This window comes from Actinomadura physcomitrii (assembly GCF_008923205.2).
GTDB lineage: Bacteria > Actinomycetota > Actinomycetes > Streptosporangiales > Streptosporangiaceae > Spirillospora > Spirillospora physcomitrii.
Genome location: NZ_WBMS02000030.1, coordinates 68,874 through 84,196 on the forward strand (window position 1 = coordinate 68,874; position 15,323 = coordinate 84,196).

Here is a 15,323-nt window from a genome sequence, read left to right on the forward strand (position 1 = left end):
GAAACCCGCTCCGAGATCATCGCCACTCACTTCCGGAGGTTCTCCATGAGCACTGCGCCCTCATGGTCACGACGACTTCTGACCGCCCACTGGAGAAGACGCGCGGGTGCCGCGGCCCTCGTCCTCGCTTCCCTGGGCGTCGGTGCCGTTCCGGCGGCCGAGGCCGAGTCGCCCGGCATCAGCCAAGACGGTGGGCCTTCGGCTCACGAGAAGACGGGCACCGTGCGGCGCGTCAGTGTCCACTCGCGGGCCCTCACCGGCAACCTTGAGGGCGACTCACCGGATCGCGAGGTCTCGATCTACTTGCCGCCGGGCTACCGTGCGGACAGATCAACACGGTATCCGGTCCTCTACATGCTGCACGGCTTCACCGAGACGGACCTGAGCTATTTCGCCTCCGATGCGCGAACCAACATCCCGGCCTCGGCAGACCGCACGCTGGCCGCCGGCACGTCCCGCAAGATGATCATCGTGACGCCGAATGCCATGACAGTCCGTAAAGGCAGCAACTACTCCAGTGGCGCCACCACCGGCGACTGGGAGACGTTCGTATCCAACGAACTCGTCTCGTACGTGGATACGCACTACCGCACGATCCGTGACCGGCGGGCCCGCGGACTCGCCGGCCACTCGATGGGCGGGTACGGCACGCTGCGCATCGGGATGAAGCATCCCGATGTTTTCTCCTCGTTGTACATCCTCAGTTCCTGCTGCATCGATCAGAACAGCAACATCCCGGACACGCCGGAGGAGATCGCGGCAATGCAGAACTTCACCGCTCACCCGGAGAACTACCCGGACGGCCCGCCGTCCGGCATCGCCACCGCGGTGGCCGCGGCGGCGTCCTGGGCGCCGAACCCGAGCAAGCCGCCGCTCTACTTCGACTCACCGTTCGTCGACGGTCGGCTCGATCCGCAGGTGTTCGCCCGGATGACCGCCAACCGCCCGCTGGCGATGGTCGACCAGTACCTCGGGAACCTTCGCCAGCAGAACATCTCCTTCGACGTCGGCGACGCCGACAAGAACATCGCGGCCAACCTCACCCGGCTGGACGCCGTCCTGACCGGTTACGGCGTCAAACACAGCTTCGAGGTTTACGAGGGCGACCACACTAATCGAATCCCAGAGAGGTTCGAGAACAAGGTGCTGCCGTACTTCTCAAAGGTCCTGACGCCCGCGGGCGATCGACGCTGAGATTCCAGCAGCACTCGGTCGTGCACAGGGGCACCGCGCCGACCGGATGCGAGGTGACCTTCCGAGTCTGCGCTCCGACGGCGACGCGGATGCGCATCAAGGGGGAGTGGGGCTTCTCATCTCAGGCCGATTCTGGTGCGAGCCCACCGACGTCGGCCGGGCGTCTGCCGTCGTAGTGGTGGCGAGGGGACTTCCCACTCGATGCGCCCGGCTTCCGTGGTGAGCGGCAGGAAGCACCGGATGGTGTCGTTACAGGCTTGATGCCCGACGAAGCGGGTGCGTGGATGAAGCGGCACGATCTGGCAGGAGTCCGGGATGCTGATGGGAGCCTGGAGAGGGGTCAAAGTGCCCAGTCCCGCCGACGAGCGAACATCGAGCGAACGTGAGGGATAAAGGCCCCTAGAACGACTGTGGGCAAACGCGATCTTGCTTGCGTTTGCCCAGGTCAGAACGGGTGCGCCGTCAGGGACTTGAACCCCGAACCCGCGGATTAAGAGTCCGCTGCTCTGCCAATTGAGCTAACGGCGCCTGTCTCTCGGGGGCTCCGGCCTTGGCCGGTGCCCCTGGCGACAGGAAGAACAGTAGCAGGACCCGCGGACCTGTGCGAATCGGTTACTCCCTGCCCGGCAGGACGCTCACGATGCCCCGCCACAGCGCGATCGCGGTGGCGCGGGAGCTGACGCCGAGCTTGCCGTAGATGCGGTTGACGTGGTTCTTCACCGTCTTCTCGCTGAGGAACAGCTGCCGGGCGATCTCGCCGTTGGAGCGTCCGGTGGCGATCAGGTCCATCACCTCGGCCTCGCGCACGGACAGGCCCAGCGAGACGCGGTTGGCGTCGCGGACGCTGCGGATGAGGTCGTGGACGGTGAACGCGCCGGGCACCAGGTGGCCGCAGGCGCCGCCGCGGATCGCGGTCTCGACGGCGGGGCCGTCGTCGGCGGAGGCCAGCACGAAGACGCGGGACGAGCGGCTGAGCGGGGTCGCGTGCTGCGCGGCGCCGGCGTCCAGCAGCACGATGTCGGGCCGCAGCCGCTCCGCGAGGGGCACCGCCGCCGCGGCGTCGTGGGTCTCGGCCACGACCTGCAGTTCGCTGCTGCCGTCGATCAGGGAGATCACATCCGCCCGCACGTGGGCGTCGCCGTCCACCACCAGTACGCGCAGTGGGGCGGTCTCATCGACACTCATCGTCGCCCTTGGGGTGTCGTTGGCGTTTATAAGGTCGGAGCATAACCCTCCGATCATCCTGAGCCAACGAACGAGCAGGCGCGCCGCCGTCACGGGCGGTGGCGGGAAGGAAGAAGCCCCGGCCGTACGAGGACGACCGGGGCTCTCTAGCCTGGGGTGAGTGAGGGGACTTGAACCCCCGACATCTTGGACCACAACCAAGTGCTCTGCCAGCTGAGCTACACCCACCGCGGCCGGAATCGCTTCCGGCTCCCAGTAGTGTAGCGGCTCCCGGAGAGTGGGTCAGCCGTGCCGGGCGTCAGCCGGCCGAGATGTCGGCGGCGAGGGCGCGGGCCGTCTCGGAGTCGGGGCCGGGCTGCGGGACGAACACGGCGGCGCGGTAGTAGCGCAGCTCCTGGATGCTCTCGGTGATGTCGGCGAGGGCGCGGTGCCCGCCCTTCTTCTCCGGGCTGGCGAAGTAGACGCGCGGGTACCAGCGGCGGGCCAGCTCCTTGATGGAGGAGACGTCGACCATGCGGTAGTGCAGGTGGGCGTCCAGGGCGGGCATGTCGCGGGCCAGGAAGGAGCGGTCGGTGGCGATCGAGTTGCCGCACAGCGGGGCCTTCTTGGCGTCCTTGACGTGCGACCGGACGTAGTTCAGCACGGTCTCCTCGGCCTCGGGCAGCGTGATGCCGCCCGGGAGCTCCTCCAGCAGGCCGGACGTGGTGTGCATGTCCCGGACGACCTTGGTCATCTGCGCGACCGACTCGGGCGGCGGCTTGATGATCACGTCGACGCCCTCGTCCAGGATGTTCAGCTCGCTGTCGGTGACCAGGGCGGCTATCTCGATGAGCGCGTCGGCGCGCAGGTCGAGTCCCGTCATTTCGCAGTCGATCCACACGAGCCGCTCGTTCATGGGGTTCACCCTACGACCATGGACGACTGCGCGGGGCATCGAGTGTCACCGGGCGGCTATGTGCGCGGGGACGGGAATGCCCGGGGTGAGGGCCGGGTCGGGGACCGGGGCGCCGAACGCCTGCCGGACGGGATCAGGCCGGCGTCGAGGATGCCGTAGAGGGCGGCGCGGTCGGGCGTGGAGCGTTCCGGGTAGCGGCCGAGGCTGGTGCGGGGCGTGGCGGAAAGCGGCTTCATGCCCGTTTACGCTAGGACGCGAGTGGCCTGGTCAGTAGGGCCACTCGGATTGGAAAGCCAGAGGCCACTTTGTCGATCGATCTGCCGCTCGGCGTTGACCGGGACGCCGCCGAGCCGATGAACGCCCAGCTCGTCGGGCAGTTGCGGGCGGCGATGCGGGAGGGGCGGCTGGCGGCGGGGGAGCGGCTGCCCGCGAGCCGGGCGCTGGCCGCGCTGCTGGGCGTCAGCCGGACGGTGGTGACGGAGGCGTACGAGCAGCTGTACGCGGAGGGGTGGCTGGAGGGCCGGCACGGGTCGGGGACGTACGTGACGGACGGCGTCGCGGCCGACCCCGCACCGGTCCCCGAGCCGCCGCGCGGCCTGCCGGCGGGCACGCGCAGGCCCGCGCGGCCGGGAGAGATCGACCTGCGGCCGGGGATGGCGTGGGTCGGGGCGCTGGACACCCCGGCGTGGCGGCGGGCGTGGCGGCTCGCGGCGGGCATGCCGCCGCAGCAGCGGCAGGAGCCGCACGGGGTGCCGGAGCTGCGGGCGGCGCTGGCCGAGTACATCCGGCGCAGCCGCGGCGTGGTCTGCCCGGTCGACGGCCTGCTGATCACGCGCGGCGCGACGAACGGCCTGGATCTGCTGGCCGCGACGGTGCTGAGGCCGGGCGACCGGGTCGGCGTGGAGGAGCCGGGGTACCGGCGGGCGCGGGCGGTGCTGGCCGGGCGCGGCGCCGAGATCGTGCCGTGCCCGGTGGACGGGCACGGGCTGGTCGTCGACGGCCTGCCGGACGGCCTGCGCCTGGTGTACACGACCCCGTCGCACCAGTTCCCGATGGGCGGGGTGCTGCCGGTGCCGCGCCGGCAGGCGCTGCTGGCGTGGGCGCGGCGGACCGGCGCGCTGATCGCCGAGGACGACTACGACGGCGAGTTCCGCTACGACGTCGCGCCGCTGCCCGCCCTGTTCGGGCTGGACCCGGACGCCGTCGTCTACCTGGGCACGTCGGCGAAGATCCTCACCGCGGACATGGGCGTCGGCTGGCTGGTGGGCCGCCCCGACCTGGTGGCGGCGATCGCGCTGCGGCGCGAGGACCTGAACGACCGGACGGCGGCGGTCCCGCAGCACGCGCTCCGGCTGTTCCTCGAGCGCGGCGACCTGGACCGGCACGTCCGGCGGATGCGCGGGGAGTACGCGCGCCGCCGCGCGGTCGTGGTCCGGGCGCTGGACGGGCTGCGGCTGCGCGGCGACACGGCCGGGCTGCACCTGGTCGTCGAGCTGCCGCACGCGGTGGCGGAGCGGGTCGCGCGGGACGCGGAGCACCGCGGCGTCCTGGTGGACCCGCTGGAACGCCACCACGCGGGGCCCCGGTCGTCCGGCGGGCTCGTCATCGGCTACGGCTCGGCGGGCAGCCCCGCCGAGCTGCGGGCGGGGTGCGCGATCGTCCGCGAGCTGGCGGCCGAGGCGGAGCCGGCGGCGGAATCCGGGCAGGACGCGGCCGGCGCCTCGCCCTGAGCCGGGCGGCACAGGGGGAGCAGGCGCCGGAAGCCGTCGCCGGGGCTAGTTTGACAGCGCCGGAGAACCGACCGGGACCGGATCGCCCTGCGGCGGCGGATGGTCCGGGTTCGACTGGGGGGCGGGCAGCGGCGCCGTCCGCGGCGGGCGCGCCGGCTCGGCCGGCTCCCCCCGCACGGGCTCGTGGGCCCGGGACGGGCGGGCCAGCAGCAGCGACGCGGCCGGCGGCTCGCCGATCGGCGTCCGGGGCGCGGGGATCGGCGCGACCGGGGTGTCGGGGCCGGTGATGCGGCGGATGTCGATGCCGCCGGGGTCGGGACGCTCGGCCAGCGGCACCTGCGAGCCGCCGAAGTGGCCGCCGCGCGCCCAGTCCCGCCGGGACCGCAGCGCGTGGTACGACTGCGGCGACGGCAGCGGAGGACCGGCGGGCCAGCGGCGGGCGACGCCCCAGGTGTCCAGCCACGCCACGATCGCCTCCACGCCGATCAGCAGCGCGCCGGTGAACGGCACCCGCGACTGGCCGACCACCAGGATCTGCACGCAGGCGCGGCCCTCGCGGCCGGCCGGCGCCCCGAGCGCGAGGGCCGCCCGGGTGGCGGGCACGAGCTGGACGACGTCCCCGGAGCCGGGGTGCCAGACCAGGTGCGGCGGCCGTTCCTCCTTGATCAGGTCGGCGGCCGCCGAGCGCGCCGAGACGCTGCGGGGATCGCACTCACCGGACAGCCATACGGCACGGGGCGCACCTCCCCGTAGCGCTCCACCGTCCTGTCGTGCCGGCATGCGGCCGGCTCCCGGCAGCCATGCGTCTGCCACGGTTGCGTCCCCCCAATCGGGCGGTCTAGCCCCGAATGGTCTAGTCCTCTTCTCTTAGCCCAGCAGGACCCATGAGTCCAGCTTGCCGCCACGGGCCGGGAACAAAAGGCCGGCGTTCCGACCGCGGCGAAGCCCACTCTTCGCGGCAGTCGAAGCGAAGGCGTACCCAGGCCGTCTTCCGAATCCACCCGTGCAAACCCGTTTTCTCCGCAAGTTTCAGGCTCTCGGAGGTTTAACGGCATATCGGACATCATCGTCGCAGGTCACCACCGTGATGGGGGTCCGGTTTACCGCCTCTGGGCGGTGTCCGGATGTGGCCGAGGGGTTACCGAGCGCACAAACCGGGCCCCTGGGCCGCCCCGGAACCCGCATGCCGGGGGTCGGCCGCACGGCCCGCACCGGGCCGCGTTCTAATGGTGCGTCATGACCGTTGACGCTGACCTTCCGGCCGGGGTGCCCGGCATCGACGTCCCCCGCCTCGCGGACTGGCTGGCCCGCGAACTGCCCGGCGCCGGCCGCATCGGCGCGGTCGACCTGATCGCGGGCGGCCGCTCCAACCTGACCTACGGCATCACGCTCGCCGGGGGCCGCCGGATCGTGCTGCGCCGGCCGCCGCTCGGGCACGTGCTGCCGACCGCGCACGACATGGGCCGCGAGTACCGGGTGCTGACCGCGCTCGGCGACGCCACCGCCGTCCCCGTCCCGCGCACCCTCGCCTTCTGCGACGACGAGGACGTCATCGGCGCCCGCTTCTACCTCATGGACTTCGTCGACGGCCGCGTCCTGCGCACCCGCGAGGACGCGGGCGACCTCACCGCCGAGCAGGCGCGCGGCCTCAGCGAGGCCCTCGCCGCCGCGCTCGCCGCGATCCACACCGTGGACGTGAAGGCCGCCGGCCTGGCGGACTTCGGCCGCCCCGGCGGCTACATGGCACGCCAGCTCAAGCGCTGGGGCAAGCAGTGGGACGGCTCGCAGGAGGCGATCAAGGCCACCGGCAACACCCACGACCTCCCCGAGTACGACCGGCTCGTGGCGCGGCTCGCCGAGCGGCTGCCCGCCGACGCCCCCGCCCGGCTCGTCCACGGCGACTTCCGGCTCGACAACGCCCTCGCCCGGCTGGAGCCCCGGCCCGAGATCGCCGCCGTCGTCGACTGGGAGATGTCCACGCTCGGCGACCCGCTGTCCGACCTCGGCCTCACCCTCGTCTACTGGGCCGAGGCGGCCGACGCCGAGCAGCTCCCCGTCGGCGCCACGATCACCGCCGCGCCCGGCTTCTTCACCCGCCGCGAGTTCACCGAGCGGTATGCCGAGCTGACCGGCTTCGACCTCGCCGACCTCGACTTCTACGTCGCGTTCGCGTGCTTCAAGCTCGCCGTCATCCTGGAGGGCATCCACGCCCGCTTCCTGCAGAACGCGACCGTCGGCGAGGGCTTCGACCAGATCGGCGCCGCGGTCCCGCTCCTGCTCGGCCGCGCCCACGCCGTCCTCGACGCCGGCTCGCCCTGGTAGCCGCCGCGCGGGCGGGACGCGTCAGCAGTACCCGACGGACGCGGACCCGCCCGGGGCGAACGAGACGGAACCGTTCTTCGACCCCCAGCACAGGCCGTTCGTCCGCGACACGGTCACCCCGGCGCTCTGGCCGGCCGACAGGTGGCCCGACCCGTGCGCGCTCAGCTCGCCCGACGTGCCCGTGACGCGCCAGTTCACCGGCCCGCCGACGGCCCGGACGGTGACCGTGCAGGAGTCGTCCACGTGCATGTCGCACCCGCTGACCGCCAGGTGGCCCGCGCGGGGCGGCGGGGGCGCCTGCGAGGTCGGCGCGGACGGCGGCCTGGTCGTCGGCGACTTCGACGGGGACTTGGACGGCGACGGCGAGTCCGACGGGGACTTCGACGGCGACGGCGACGTGGACGACACCGTCGGGCTCGGGTCGGTGGGCATCGGCTCGGTCGGCACGCCCGGGTCGCCCGGGTCGCCCGACTCGCCGCCCGGGCCGGACGCGGACGACGACGGCTTGGCCCCCGTGACCGGCGACGACTCGCCGCCGAACGCCGTCATCGCCCCGGCCAGCACCACGACGGCCGCGACGGCCGCCGCGGCCGCCCCGATGATCGGGCCGCGCCGCCGCCCGCCGGTGCCGCGGTCCTTCGCCCGCGCCGGCGTCGGCTCGTAGGGCAGCGGCCAGCCGTACTCGTCGAACGGCTCCGTCCACGCCGCGATGGCGCGCCGGTTCCCGGCCCGGTCCTCGGCCGTCGCCGCCGTCAGCACGTCCAGCCGCAGGTCGGCGGGGATCGCCGCGATCGGCAGCACCGACAGCAGCCGGTCCGCGGGCAGCGCCGGGGTGCCCAGCTCCGCGCACACCGGGCAGCTCGCCACGTGCCGGACCAGCGACGCCGCCGTCTGCGGCGCCAGCGGCCACGACTCGGTCAGCGCAGAGACGCTCGGACAGTCCTTCCAGTGGTTCTGCGCGATCAGCGCCGCCCGGATCGCCGCGTCCAGCCCGATCCGGGACCGCTCCACGAGCTCGAGGGTCTCCTCCAGCGGCATGCCGAACACGCCGGACAGATCCACCTCGTCCAGCTCGTGCCGGACGGACAGGTCGATCGCCTCGCGCTGCCGGCCGCTGAGCGCGGCGAGCGCGCTGTGCGCGAGCAGCCGGCGCTCCTCGCGGCGGGCGAGCTGCTCGGCGGACAGGTCGTCCTCGGCCTCCGGCGCCTCCTGCCCGAGGTGCCGGTTCGGGCTGTCGCGGCGCCGCATGCACTCCTTGCGGGCGATCGCGTACAGCCAGCCGCGCAGCCGGTCCGGCTCGCCGAGCCGCCCGGCGTGCTCCCGGGCCGCGATGACGCAGTTGCGCAGCGCCCCGGCGGCCTCGACGCGGTCGCGCAGCAGGCCGTGGCAGTAGTCGTAGAGGAAAGGAGCGTAGGCGTCGTACACCTCGGTCAGCGCGATGACGTCCCCGGCCCGCAGCGACTCCGCCAGCCTCAGGTCGTCGTTGCGCGCGGACCCCGGCTCACCGGCCACGGGAACCCTCCAGTTTAAATCGGTGTTGTCGAACGTGCCCCCGGTGAGCGCCGGCGCCGTGGCGCCTGCAGGCGCGCTCTGGTTGCCCGATCTTGCCACCAACTTGCTGGAATTTCTCCCATTGGTCCGAATTTTGTGACCAAGACGGTACGCGCCGTGGCCGTATCGCCTTGCGGAACAGCGGCTACGCGAAAGAATGTGATGTGGGTCTCACTAGCCGGTCGGGCTGCCCTGGCCGTCCGGCGGAGCGCAGGTCCAGCTGACGGAGGCCGCCCCGTTGGGCGAGAAGGAGACCGTCCCGCTGTCCGATGCGGTGCAGTCGTCCGACAAGGAGACGGTGACGGTCGCCGAGCCGCCGCTGGCGAGCGTGCCGCCGCCGCCCGCGCTGATCAGAGGTGACGACGTGCCCGTGACGGACCAGCTGACGGTCCCGCCGACCGCGCGCACGGTCACGGAGCATTCGCCGCCGGCACCGGAGATGCTGCACCCGGTCACCGACAGGGTGCCCCTGGTGGGCTTGCTGTGGGTGGGGCTCGGCTTGGACGAGTGGGACGCGCGGCTTCGGGTGTGCGTCGGCGTGGGCGTCGCCGAGGTGTGCGTCGGCGTCGGGGTCGGGGACGTGCTGGTCGGTGTCGGCGCGGGCGAGTCCGAGGGCTCCGGCGAGGTCGTCGACTCCGACGGGTCCGGCACCGACGACGACCCGGACGGCGTGGACTGCGCGCTCGTGTTCCCCGACGACCCGCCCGGCATCAGGAAGAACGCCCCCGCGACGATCAGGACGACCGCCGCCGCGGCGGCGAGCGCCGGCCACAGGGCGCGCGGCGCGCCGCGCCGGCGCGGCTCCGCGTGCCCCTGCCCGGGGTGCTCCGGCCAGCCCCACGCGTCGAACGGCCCGGCGCGGTGCGCGATGGCGGCGAGGTCGGCGGCCAGCGCCGCGTCCGTCGCGGTCGCCATGACGTGCCCGCGCAGGTCCGTCGGCGTCAGCGCGACCGGCAGGACGTTCAGCAGCCGCGCCGCGGACACGTTCCGCTCGCGCCGCGCGGAGCAGACCCCGCACTCCTGGATGTGGTGGACGAGCCGGCGGACGGCGGGCGGCGGCAGCGGCCACTCCCCGTCCGGGGCGAGGCCGGCGACCTCCGGGCAGTCGTCGCGCCCGGAGTGCGCGATGTGGGCGGCGGCGAGCGCGTCGTCGAGCCGGGCGAGGGCGGTGCCGGTCAGGTCGGTGGCCTCCTGCGCGTCCAGGCCGAGGACGGCGCCGATGTCCGCCGCGTCCAGGCCGTGCCGCAGCATGAGGTCGAGCGCCTCGCGCTCGCGGCCCCGCAGCCCCGACAGCGCGCCGTGCACCAGCCGGCGCGCCTCCAGCCGCCGGGTGAGCTCCTCGCCGTCCAGGAAGCCGTCCCCGACCTCGGGCGCCTCGTGGCGTTCGGTGGGCCGGTCGGGGTCGCGCAGCCGCCGCATGCACTCGTTGCGGGCCAGCGCGTACAGCCAGCCGCGGAACCGCTCGGGCTCCCGCAGCACCGACACCTGCGCGTACGCGGCTACGAGGGCGTCGTGCAGGGCGCCCGCGGCGGGCTCCTGGTCGCGCAGCAGCGCGTGGCAGTAGTCGTACAGGCGGGCCGCGTAGCGATCCATCACCTGGATGAGGGCGCCGGGGTCGCCGGCCGCCAGCTCCCGCGCGAGACGTTCGTCGTCCGCGCGGTCGAGGGTGGGCCAACTGGACACAGGGTCCTCCCGCGGGATCAGGGTGCTGCCTCTGGGGCGGTCCTCGTCCGCAGCGTCAGGGACGGGCTCAGGAAGTCAGGGGAGCGGTTCGCTCTCCCGGCCCGCGCTCCGGGCGGTTCCCCGTCGCGGGCCGGGGAGGGGAGAAGGTCGGAGGCCCGACGGCCCCGCTCCCCGTCGGGCCTCCACAAGAATGACGGTCGACCCCCGCGCCCGGTTGACGCCGATGCCGAGAAAATCCTCGGAACTACCGGGCGCGGTCGCAGCGTCACGAGGTGATGCGCCGCGACAGCATCTTCAGGAAGATCTTGGAGATCTCCTGCGGGGTCATCGCGACCTGGACGTTGCCGTTGGTGGCTGCGGCGATCTTCTCCAGCTCGTTCTTGTCGACGCCCTTGCCGAAGCCGATCATGTTGACCTGGATCGGCTTGTTCGGGTCCTTCAGCTGCTTCAGCTCGGAGAGGGTCTCGTTGAGCGTCGGCCCGTCCGGGTCGTCGTTCTGGCCGTCGGTGAGCAGCAGGATCGAGTTGCCGAACTCCGGCTTGTAGGTCTTGTTCATCAGCTTGTAGGCGTCGAGCATCGTCCGGTACAGGCCGGTGTCGCCGTTCGTCTTCGGCTTCATCTGGTTCAGCCACGACAGCACCAGCCCGCGCCGCGTGGTGGACCCGATGCGGTCGCCGAGCGCGCCGATCGGCACCGTCTGCTTGTACGGCGACTTGCCGTTCATGTTCGTGGAGAACAGCCACTGGCCGAGCTCGGTGTCGTTCGACATCATCGCCAGGCCGCCCTGCGACACCTGCGCGATCGCCTGCAGCCGGTTGGTGTGCGGCGCGACCTGCTCGGCCATCGAGCCGGACACGTCGATCAGCGTGAGCATGCGCAGCCCGAGCGTCAGCTTCGACCACGCCTGCATGACCTGCGCGACGTCGCCGCTCTTCGGCGTCGGGAGCTGCCGCGGGCGCGCCGGGCTGACCCCGGTCGCCGCGGTGAAGCTCGCGGGCGCCTTCCCGTCGGACGTGCGGAAACCGAGCTCCCGCAGGTCGTTGCGGGTCGCGTCGGTCGTCATCGCCTTCTCGAGCAGCCGCGCGGCCTTCTGCTCATCGCCGTTCTGCGTCGTGACGGTGAACGGGTAGTCCATCGACAGCGTGCCCTCGGTGGGGTACAGCGCCACCGCGGGCTGGGCCGGCTTGGTCTGGTTGTAGCTCCACAGCGCCTGCTCCGACGACAGGGAGATCGGCTGCTTGCCGGTCCGGTCCTTGCTGAAGTGGGTGAACTCCGCCGTCGTCGAGGGGACGAGGTTCTCCCGGACGGTCCGGACGATGCCGGTGAAGATCGAGTCCCGGTTGGGGTCGTTCGCCAGCAGCATGCTGGTGATCATCAGCGAGCCCATGCCGGCGGCGTTCTTGGTCGGGTCGGGCACCACCATCCGCACCGAGCCGGCCGGGATCATCTGGTTCTTGGTGACCGCGCCGCCCGCGACGCCGCCCGCCGCCTTCAGCAGGTTGTCCCAGGACGGGCTGGCCGTCACGCCCTGCTTCTTCAGCTGGACGGCCAGCGTCTTCGGCAGCCCCACCACGATCGGGCTGCTCGCGAGCGAGGTCTTGGCGGACTCCAGGCTCTTGTCGCCGCCCTCGCCGCGGGCGAGCGCCGTCCACAGCGAGGAGTCGGGGATCCACACGTCCGGGCGCTGGTTCGCCGAGTTCGCGACGCCCTGCCCGGACAGCAGCGTCGCCACCGACGCCGGGTCGGTCTTCTTCACGTCGGCCCGCACGCACTTGCCGCCGACCTTGTGCTTGGCGTCGTTAAAGCGGCCCGCCGCCTTCACGATCGCCGGCTGGATGTCGGGCGCCGCCGCGACCGACAGGCTCATCGCGTCGTCGCCGGAGCAGCCGCCGCCGCTCTCGGCGAACGCGTACACGCCGACGCCGAGCAGCAGCGCCAGGCCCACGGCCCCGGCCATCGGCCCGATCAGCGCGGCCTTGCTGCGCTTGCGCTTGCGCTTGCCGTACTCGTAGCCGCCGGTCCCGCCGCCGTAGCCGCCGGAACCCCCGCCGCCGCCCGAGCCGCCGCCGTACCCGCCGGACCCGCCCGAGCCGGCCGACCCGCCGCCGAAGAACCCGGCGGGCGTCTCGTCCGAGCTGCGGATCGCGTCGTACTCGCTGTAGCCCGTCCCGGCCAGCGGGGACGATGACCGGCCGGGCGGCGGCTCCTGCGGCATCGGCGCCGCCATCGGCTCCTGCTGCTCCGCGCCGTACGGGCCGGACCGCCCGAGCCCGTACCCGCCGGCGTCCGACGCGCCGGTGAACCCGCCGGCGCCGTAGACCGGCTCCTCGGCCGAGCGGCGCGGGGCGAACCACTCGGGCGTCTCGCCCGAGCCCGGCGCCCGCGGCGAACCGGGGGGCGGGCCCGCGGGCGCGCCCGGCGGCGGCCCGGCCGGCGGCTCCTGCGCCAGGGGGCTCTGCGGGTTCCTGGTGCCGAACCAGTCGGACGACCCGTCGTTCGCGGGTCCGAACACGGGCGTGGACGGGTCGAGACCGTCCCCGTCCCCCTCAGGGAAGTCATTGCGATGACGTCCGCTCATGGCTGCCCTCGATTCACCAGAAACCCGCCGATGTTCCCCGGCACTGTAGTAGTACGAACTGAAGGTTACAAAGAGCTCAAAATCGATGATGACGCAGGTCATCAGCGTATGTCCCGACGATCCTGGCATGCGTCCCCGCACCGTCACGCCCCGCGTTCGGGGCGCCACGGGGCGGCGCCGCGGCCACGATCATGGGTGGACCGGGCCCGCCGGGCGCCGGGACCGTGCGTGATTTTCCCGCAAACCGGAACCGGCGCGCGCGGCCGGAACCGGCCGCCGCACCCCCTTGCCCCAGCCCGGGCACCCCGCCCCCTCCGCCACAATCGAGGCATGGCCAGCTTCGTCACCGTCACCTCACCGGCCGACCCCCGGCTGGCCGACTACACCCGGCTGCGCGACGTCAACCTGCGCAAAAGCCTCGAAGCCGAGCACGGCCTCTTCCTCGCCGAGGGCGAGAAGGTCATCCGCCGCGCGATCGCCGCCGGGCATCCCGTCCGCTCCCTGCTGATGGCGGCGCGCTGGACCGGTCCCCTCGCCGACATCCTTGACACCGTCGACGCCCCGGTCTACGTGGCCGACGACGCCGTGCTCGAAGGCGTCACCGGCTTCCCCGTCCACCGCGGCGCCCTCGCCTCCCTCGAACGCCTGCCCCTGCCGCCCGTCGACGCCGTGGTGAAGGACGCCCGCCGCATCCTCGTCCTGGAGGACGTCGTCGACCACACCAACGTCGGCGCGATCTTCCGCTGCGCCGCCGCCCTCGGCGTCGACGCCGCCGTCCTCGCCCCCCGCTGCGCCGACCCCCTCTACCGCCGCTCGGTGAAGGTCTCGATGGGCGCCGTGTTCGCCCTCCCGTACGCGCGCATGACCGACTGGCGCAACGGCCTGGCCGAGCTGCGCGCCGCCAGCTTCCAGATCCTCGCCCTCACCCCGTCCGCGAGCGCGATCGCGCTGGACGCCGTCCCGTCCGCCGACCGCCGCGCCCTGCTCCTCGGCTCCGAGGGCGACGGCCTCTCCTCCCGCTGGCTCGACGAGGCCGACGAGCGCGTCCGCATCCCGATGAACGAGACGGCCCTGTCCCGCGGCGTCGACTCCCTCAACGTCACGGCCGCCGCCGCCATAGCCTGCTACACCCTCCTCCGCCCCTGACCCGCCACCGTTCGGGCTCGGAGGATCGGTCGTTCTCCGTTTACCTGCTGAACATGCCGCGGCGGGTGCGGCGGTGCATGCCGCGCGCGCGGCGCGCGGCGGCCGAGGCGGCGCCCGCCGGGGCGCGGCGCCTGCCGAGACGCAACTGGGTGAGCAGCACCGCGATCGCGACCATCAGCGCCGCCAGCCACGCCACCTGCGTGCTCGCGACCCGCTCGAAGGTGAGGTCCTGGGCCACCGGGGCCTTGTTGCCGCGCAACCTGCTCTCCGGCGTCACCGCCGCGGAGTTCGGCGCGACCGACGGGCTCGGCGCCGCGATCGGCGGCAACGCCACCTGCGGGTTCTTCGCCTGGAACGAGGAGTTCGTCGTCGGCGCATAGCCGGTGTCGGACGTCGTCCCGCTCGACCCGCCCGACGAGCCGCTCCCGCTCCCGGACGACGACCCGCTCCCGCTCCCGGACGACGACGCCGACGGCGTCGCGCTCTTCGACGGCGGCGGCGACTTGGACGGCGACTTCGTCGGTGACTTGGCCGGTGACTTGGTGGGCGTCTTCGTGGGCGTGGGCGTGGGCGCGAGGAACTTGATCTTGGCCGTCCAGGTCTTCGCGGGAATGTCGGTCGCGCTGACCTCGATGGAGAAGGTGACCGTCAGGTCGTCCTCGATGGTCGCCGGCACGGACACGGTGGAGACGACCGTGCCGCGATGCCCGCTGGTCAGATCGCCCACGGAACACCCGGTGGAGGTGTAGGGCGCCGTGCACTCGCCTCCCACCGTCGCCTTGCCGGGGGACGCCGACACGCCCACGACCTTCACCCCTGACACGTCGCCGCCCGTGGCGGTGATATGCGTGTCGACCTGGACGCGTTCGCCGGGCTTCGCCGGGTTCGAGACCGGATCGACGCCCACCGTCAGCGTGCCGGGCGTCGGGGACGCGGAGGACGAGTCGGAGGGGGTCGGCGAAGGGGTGTCTTCGGCGGAGGCCGCTGCGCCTCCCGCGGCGAGGATCGCCGCCACTCCGAGCCCAACAAAGATCGGTTT

At 72.9% G+C, this 15,323-nt stretch carries 12 protein-coding genes and 2 tRNA genes; 4 read left to right on the plus strand and 10 right to left on the minus strand.

All coding sequences use genetic code 11. The features are described 5' to 3' along the window. The first annotated feature begins 45 nt into the window (after nt 1-45). A complete protein-coding gene (locus F8568_RS31260) occupies nt 46-1,194 on the plus strand; it encodes an alpha/beta hydrolase (protein ID WP_151597277.1) in 1,149 nt (382 codons plus the stop codon). Nucleotides 1,195-1,649: 455 nt separating this feature from the next. Here the strand turns inward: F8568_RS31260 and F8568_RS31265 are convergent. The 5 genes from F8568_RS31265 to F8568_RS31285 all read right to left on the minus strand — a co-directional run bounded on the left by F8568_RS31265 (nt 1,650) and on the right by F8568_RS31285 (nt 3,510). Beyond that, nucleotides 1,650-1,722: transfer RNA gene (locus F8568_RS31265), tRNA-Lys, on the minus strand. An 84-nt stretch (nt 1,723-1,806) separates the two neighbouring features. Beyond that, nucleotides 1,807-2,379, minus strand: coding sequence for a response regulator transcription factor (locus F8568_RS31270; protein WP_151597278.1), 573 nt, complete (start codon nt 2,377-2,379; stop codon nt 1,807-1,809). 152 nt (nt 2,380-2,531) lie between these two features. Next, a tRNA-His gene (locus F8568_RS31275) sits at nt 2,532-2,607 on the minus strand. A gap of 70 nt (nt 2,608-2,677) precedes the next feature. Next, nucleotides 2,678-3,274, minus strand: coding sequence for an oligoribonuclease (gene orn / locus F8568_RS31280; RefSeq protein WP_151597279.1), 597 nt, complete (start codon nt 3,272-3,274; stop codon nt 2,678-2,680). Nucleotides 3,275-3,330: 56 nt separating this feature from the next. Next, nucleotides 3,331-3,510 carry a hypothetical protein gene (locus F8568_RS31285; protein WP_151597280.1) on the minus strand — a complete coding sequence of 60 codons (180 nt, stop codon included), beginning with the start codon at nt 3,508-3,510 and terminating at the stop codon, nt 3,331-3,333. Between the two features lie 69 nt (nt 3,511-3,579). Between F8568_RS31285 and pdxR the strand changes: the two genes are divergently transcribed. Beyond that, nucleotides 3,580-5,004 (plus strand): MocR-like pyridoxine biosynthesis transcription factor PdxR, encoded by a 1,425-nt coding sequence (gene pdxR, locus F8568_RS31290; protein ID WP_328601110.1) that lies wholly within the window; start codon nt 3,580-3,582, stop codon nt 5,002-5,004. A 45-nt stretch (nt 5,005-5,049) separates the two neighbouring features. On the opposite strand, the gene F8568_RS31295 is transcribed toward pdxR, so the two are convergent. Continuing rightward, entirely contained in the window at nt 5,050-5,784 is a 735-nt protein-coding gene (locus F8568_RS31295) for a hypothetical protein (RefSeq protein WP_236009583.1), read from the minus strand. A gap of 456 nt (nt 5,785-6,240) precedes the next feature. Between F8568_RS31295 and F8568_RS31300 the strand changes: the two genes are divergently transcribed. After that, nucleotides 6,241-7,326: a phosphotransferase family protein gene (locus F8568_RS31300; RefSeq protein WP_151597281.1), complete on the plus strand. Its 1,086-nt coding sequence runs from the start codon at nt 6,241-6,243 to the stop codon at nt 7,324-7,326. A gap of 21 nt (nt 7,327-7,347) precedes the next feature. On the opposite strand, the gene F8568_RS31305 is transcribed toward F8568_RS31300, so the two are convergent. The 3 genes from F8568_RS31305 to F8568_RS31315 all read right to left on the minus strand — a co-directional run bounded on the left by F8568_RS31305 (nt 7,348) and on the right by F8568_RS31315 (nt 13,138). Beyond that, nucleotides 7,348-8,838 (minus strand): RNA polymerase sigma factor, encoded by a 1,491-nt coding sequence (locus F8568_RS31305; protein ID WP_151597282.1) that lies wholly within the window; start codon nt 8,836-8,838, stop codon nt 7,348-7,350. 213 nt (nt 8,839-9,051) lie between these two features. Then, nucleotides 9,052-10,560, minus strand: coding sequence for an RNA polymerase sigma factor (locus F8568_RS31310; RefSeq protein ID WP_151597283.1), 1,509 nt, complete (start codon nt 10,558-10,560; stop codon nt 9,052-9,054). A gap of 265 nt (nt 10,561-10,825) precedes the next feature. Continuing rightward, on the minus strand, nt 10,826-13,138 hold the full coding sequence (locus F8568_RS31315; protein WP_151597284.1) for a substrate-binding domain-containing protein: 2,313 nt from the start codon (nt 13,136-13,138) through the stop codon (nt 10,826-10,828). A 330-nt stretch (nt 13,139-13,468) separates the two neighbouring features. On the opposite strand from F8568_RS31315, the gene F8568_RS31320 reads away from it, so the two are divergent. Beyond that, a complete protein-coding gene (locus tag F8568_RS31320) occupies nt 13,469-14,284 on the plus strand; it encodes a TrmH family RNA methyltransferase (RefSeq protein ID WP_151597285.1) in 816 nt (271 codons plus the stop codon). Between the two features lie 40 nt (nt 14,285-14,324). Here F8568_RS31320 and F8568_RS31325 read toward each other — a convergent pair whose 3' ends face one another. Then, nucleotides 14,325-15,191 (minus strand): hypothetical protein, encoded by an 867-nt coding sequence (locus F8568_RS31325; protein ID WP_151597286.1) that lies wholly within the window; start codon nt 15,189-15,191, stop codon nt 14,325-14,327. Nucleotides 15,192-15,323: the final 132 nt, after the last annotated feature.

Excerpts from the sequence above, each read along its gene's own strand:
- F8568_RS31285 (WP_151597280.1), bottom strand. The coding sequence starts at position 3,510 with ATGAAGCCGCTTTCCGCCACGCCCCGCACCAGCCTCGGCCGCTACCCG.
- F8568_RS31295 (WP_236009583.1), bottom strand. The coding sequence starts at position 5,784 with ATGCCGGCACGACAGGACGGTGGAGCGCTACGGGGAGGTGCGCCCCGT.
- F8568_RS31260 (WP_151597277.1), top strand. The coding sequence starts at position 46 with ATGAGCACTGCGCCCTCATGGTCACGACGACTTCTGACCGCCCACTGG.
- F8568_RS31300 (WP_151597281.1), top strand. The coding sequence starts at position 6,241 with ATGACCGTTGACGCTGACCTTCCGGCCGGGGTGCCCGGCATCGACGTC.
- orn (WP_151597279.1), bottom strand. The coding sequence starts at position 3,274 with ATGAACGAGCGGCTCGTGTGGATCGACTGCGAAATGACGGGACTCGAC.
- F8568_RS31315 (WP_151597284.1), bottom strand. The coding sequence starts at position 13,138 with ATGAGCGGACGTCATCGCAATGACTTCCCTGAGGGGGACGGGGACGGT.
- F8568_RS31270 (WP_151597278.1), bottom strand. The coding sequence starts at position 2,379 with ATGAGTGTCGATGAGACCGCCCCACTGCGCGTACTGGTGGTGGACGGC.
- F8568_RS31320 (WP_151597285.1), top strand. The coding sequence starts at position 13,469 with ATGGCCAGCTTCGTCACCGTCACCTCACCGGCCGACCCCCGGCTGGCC.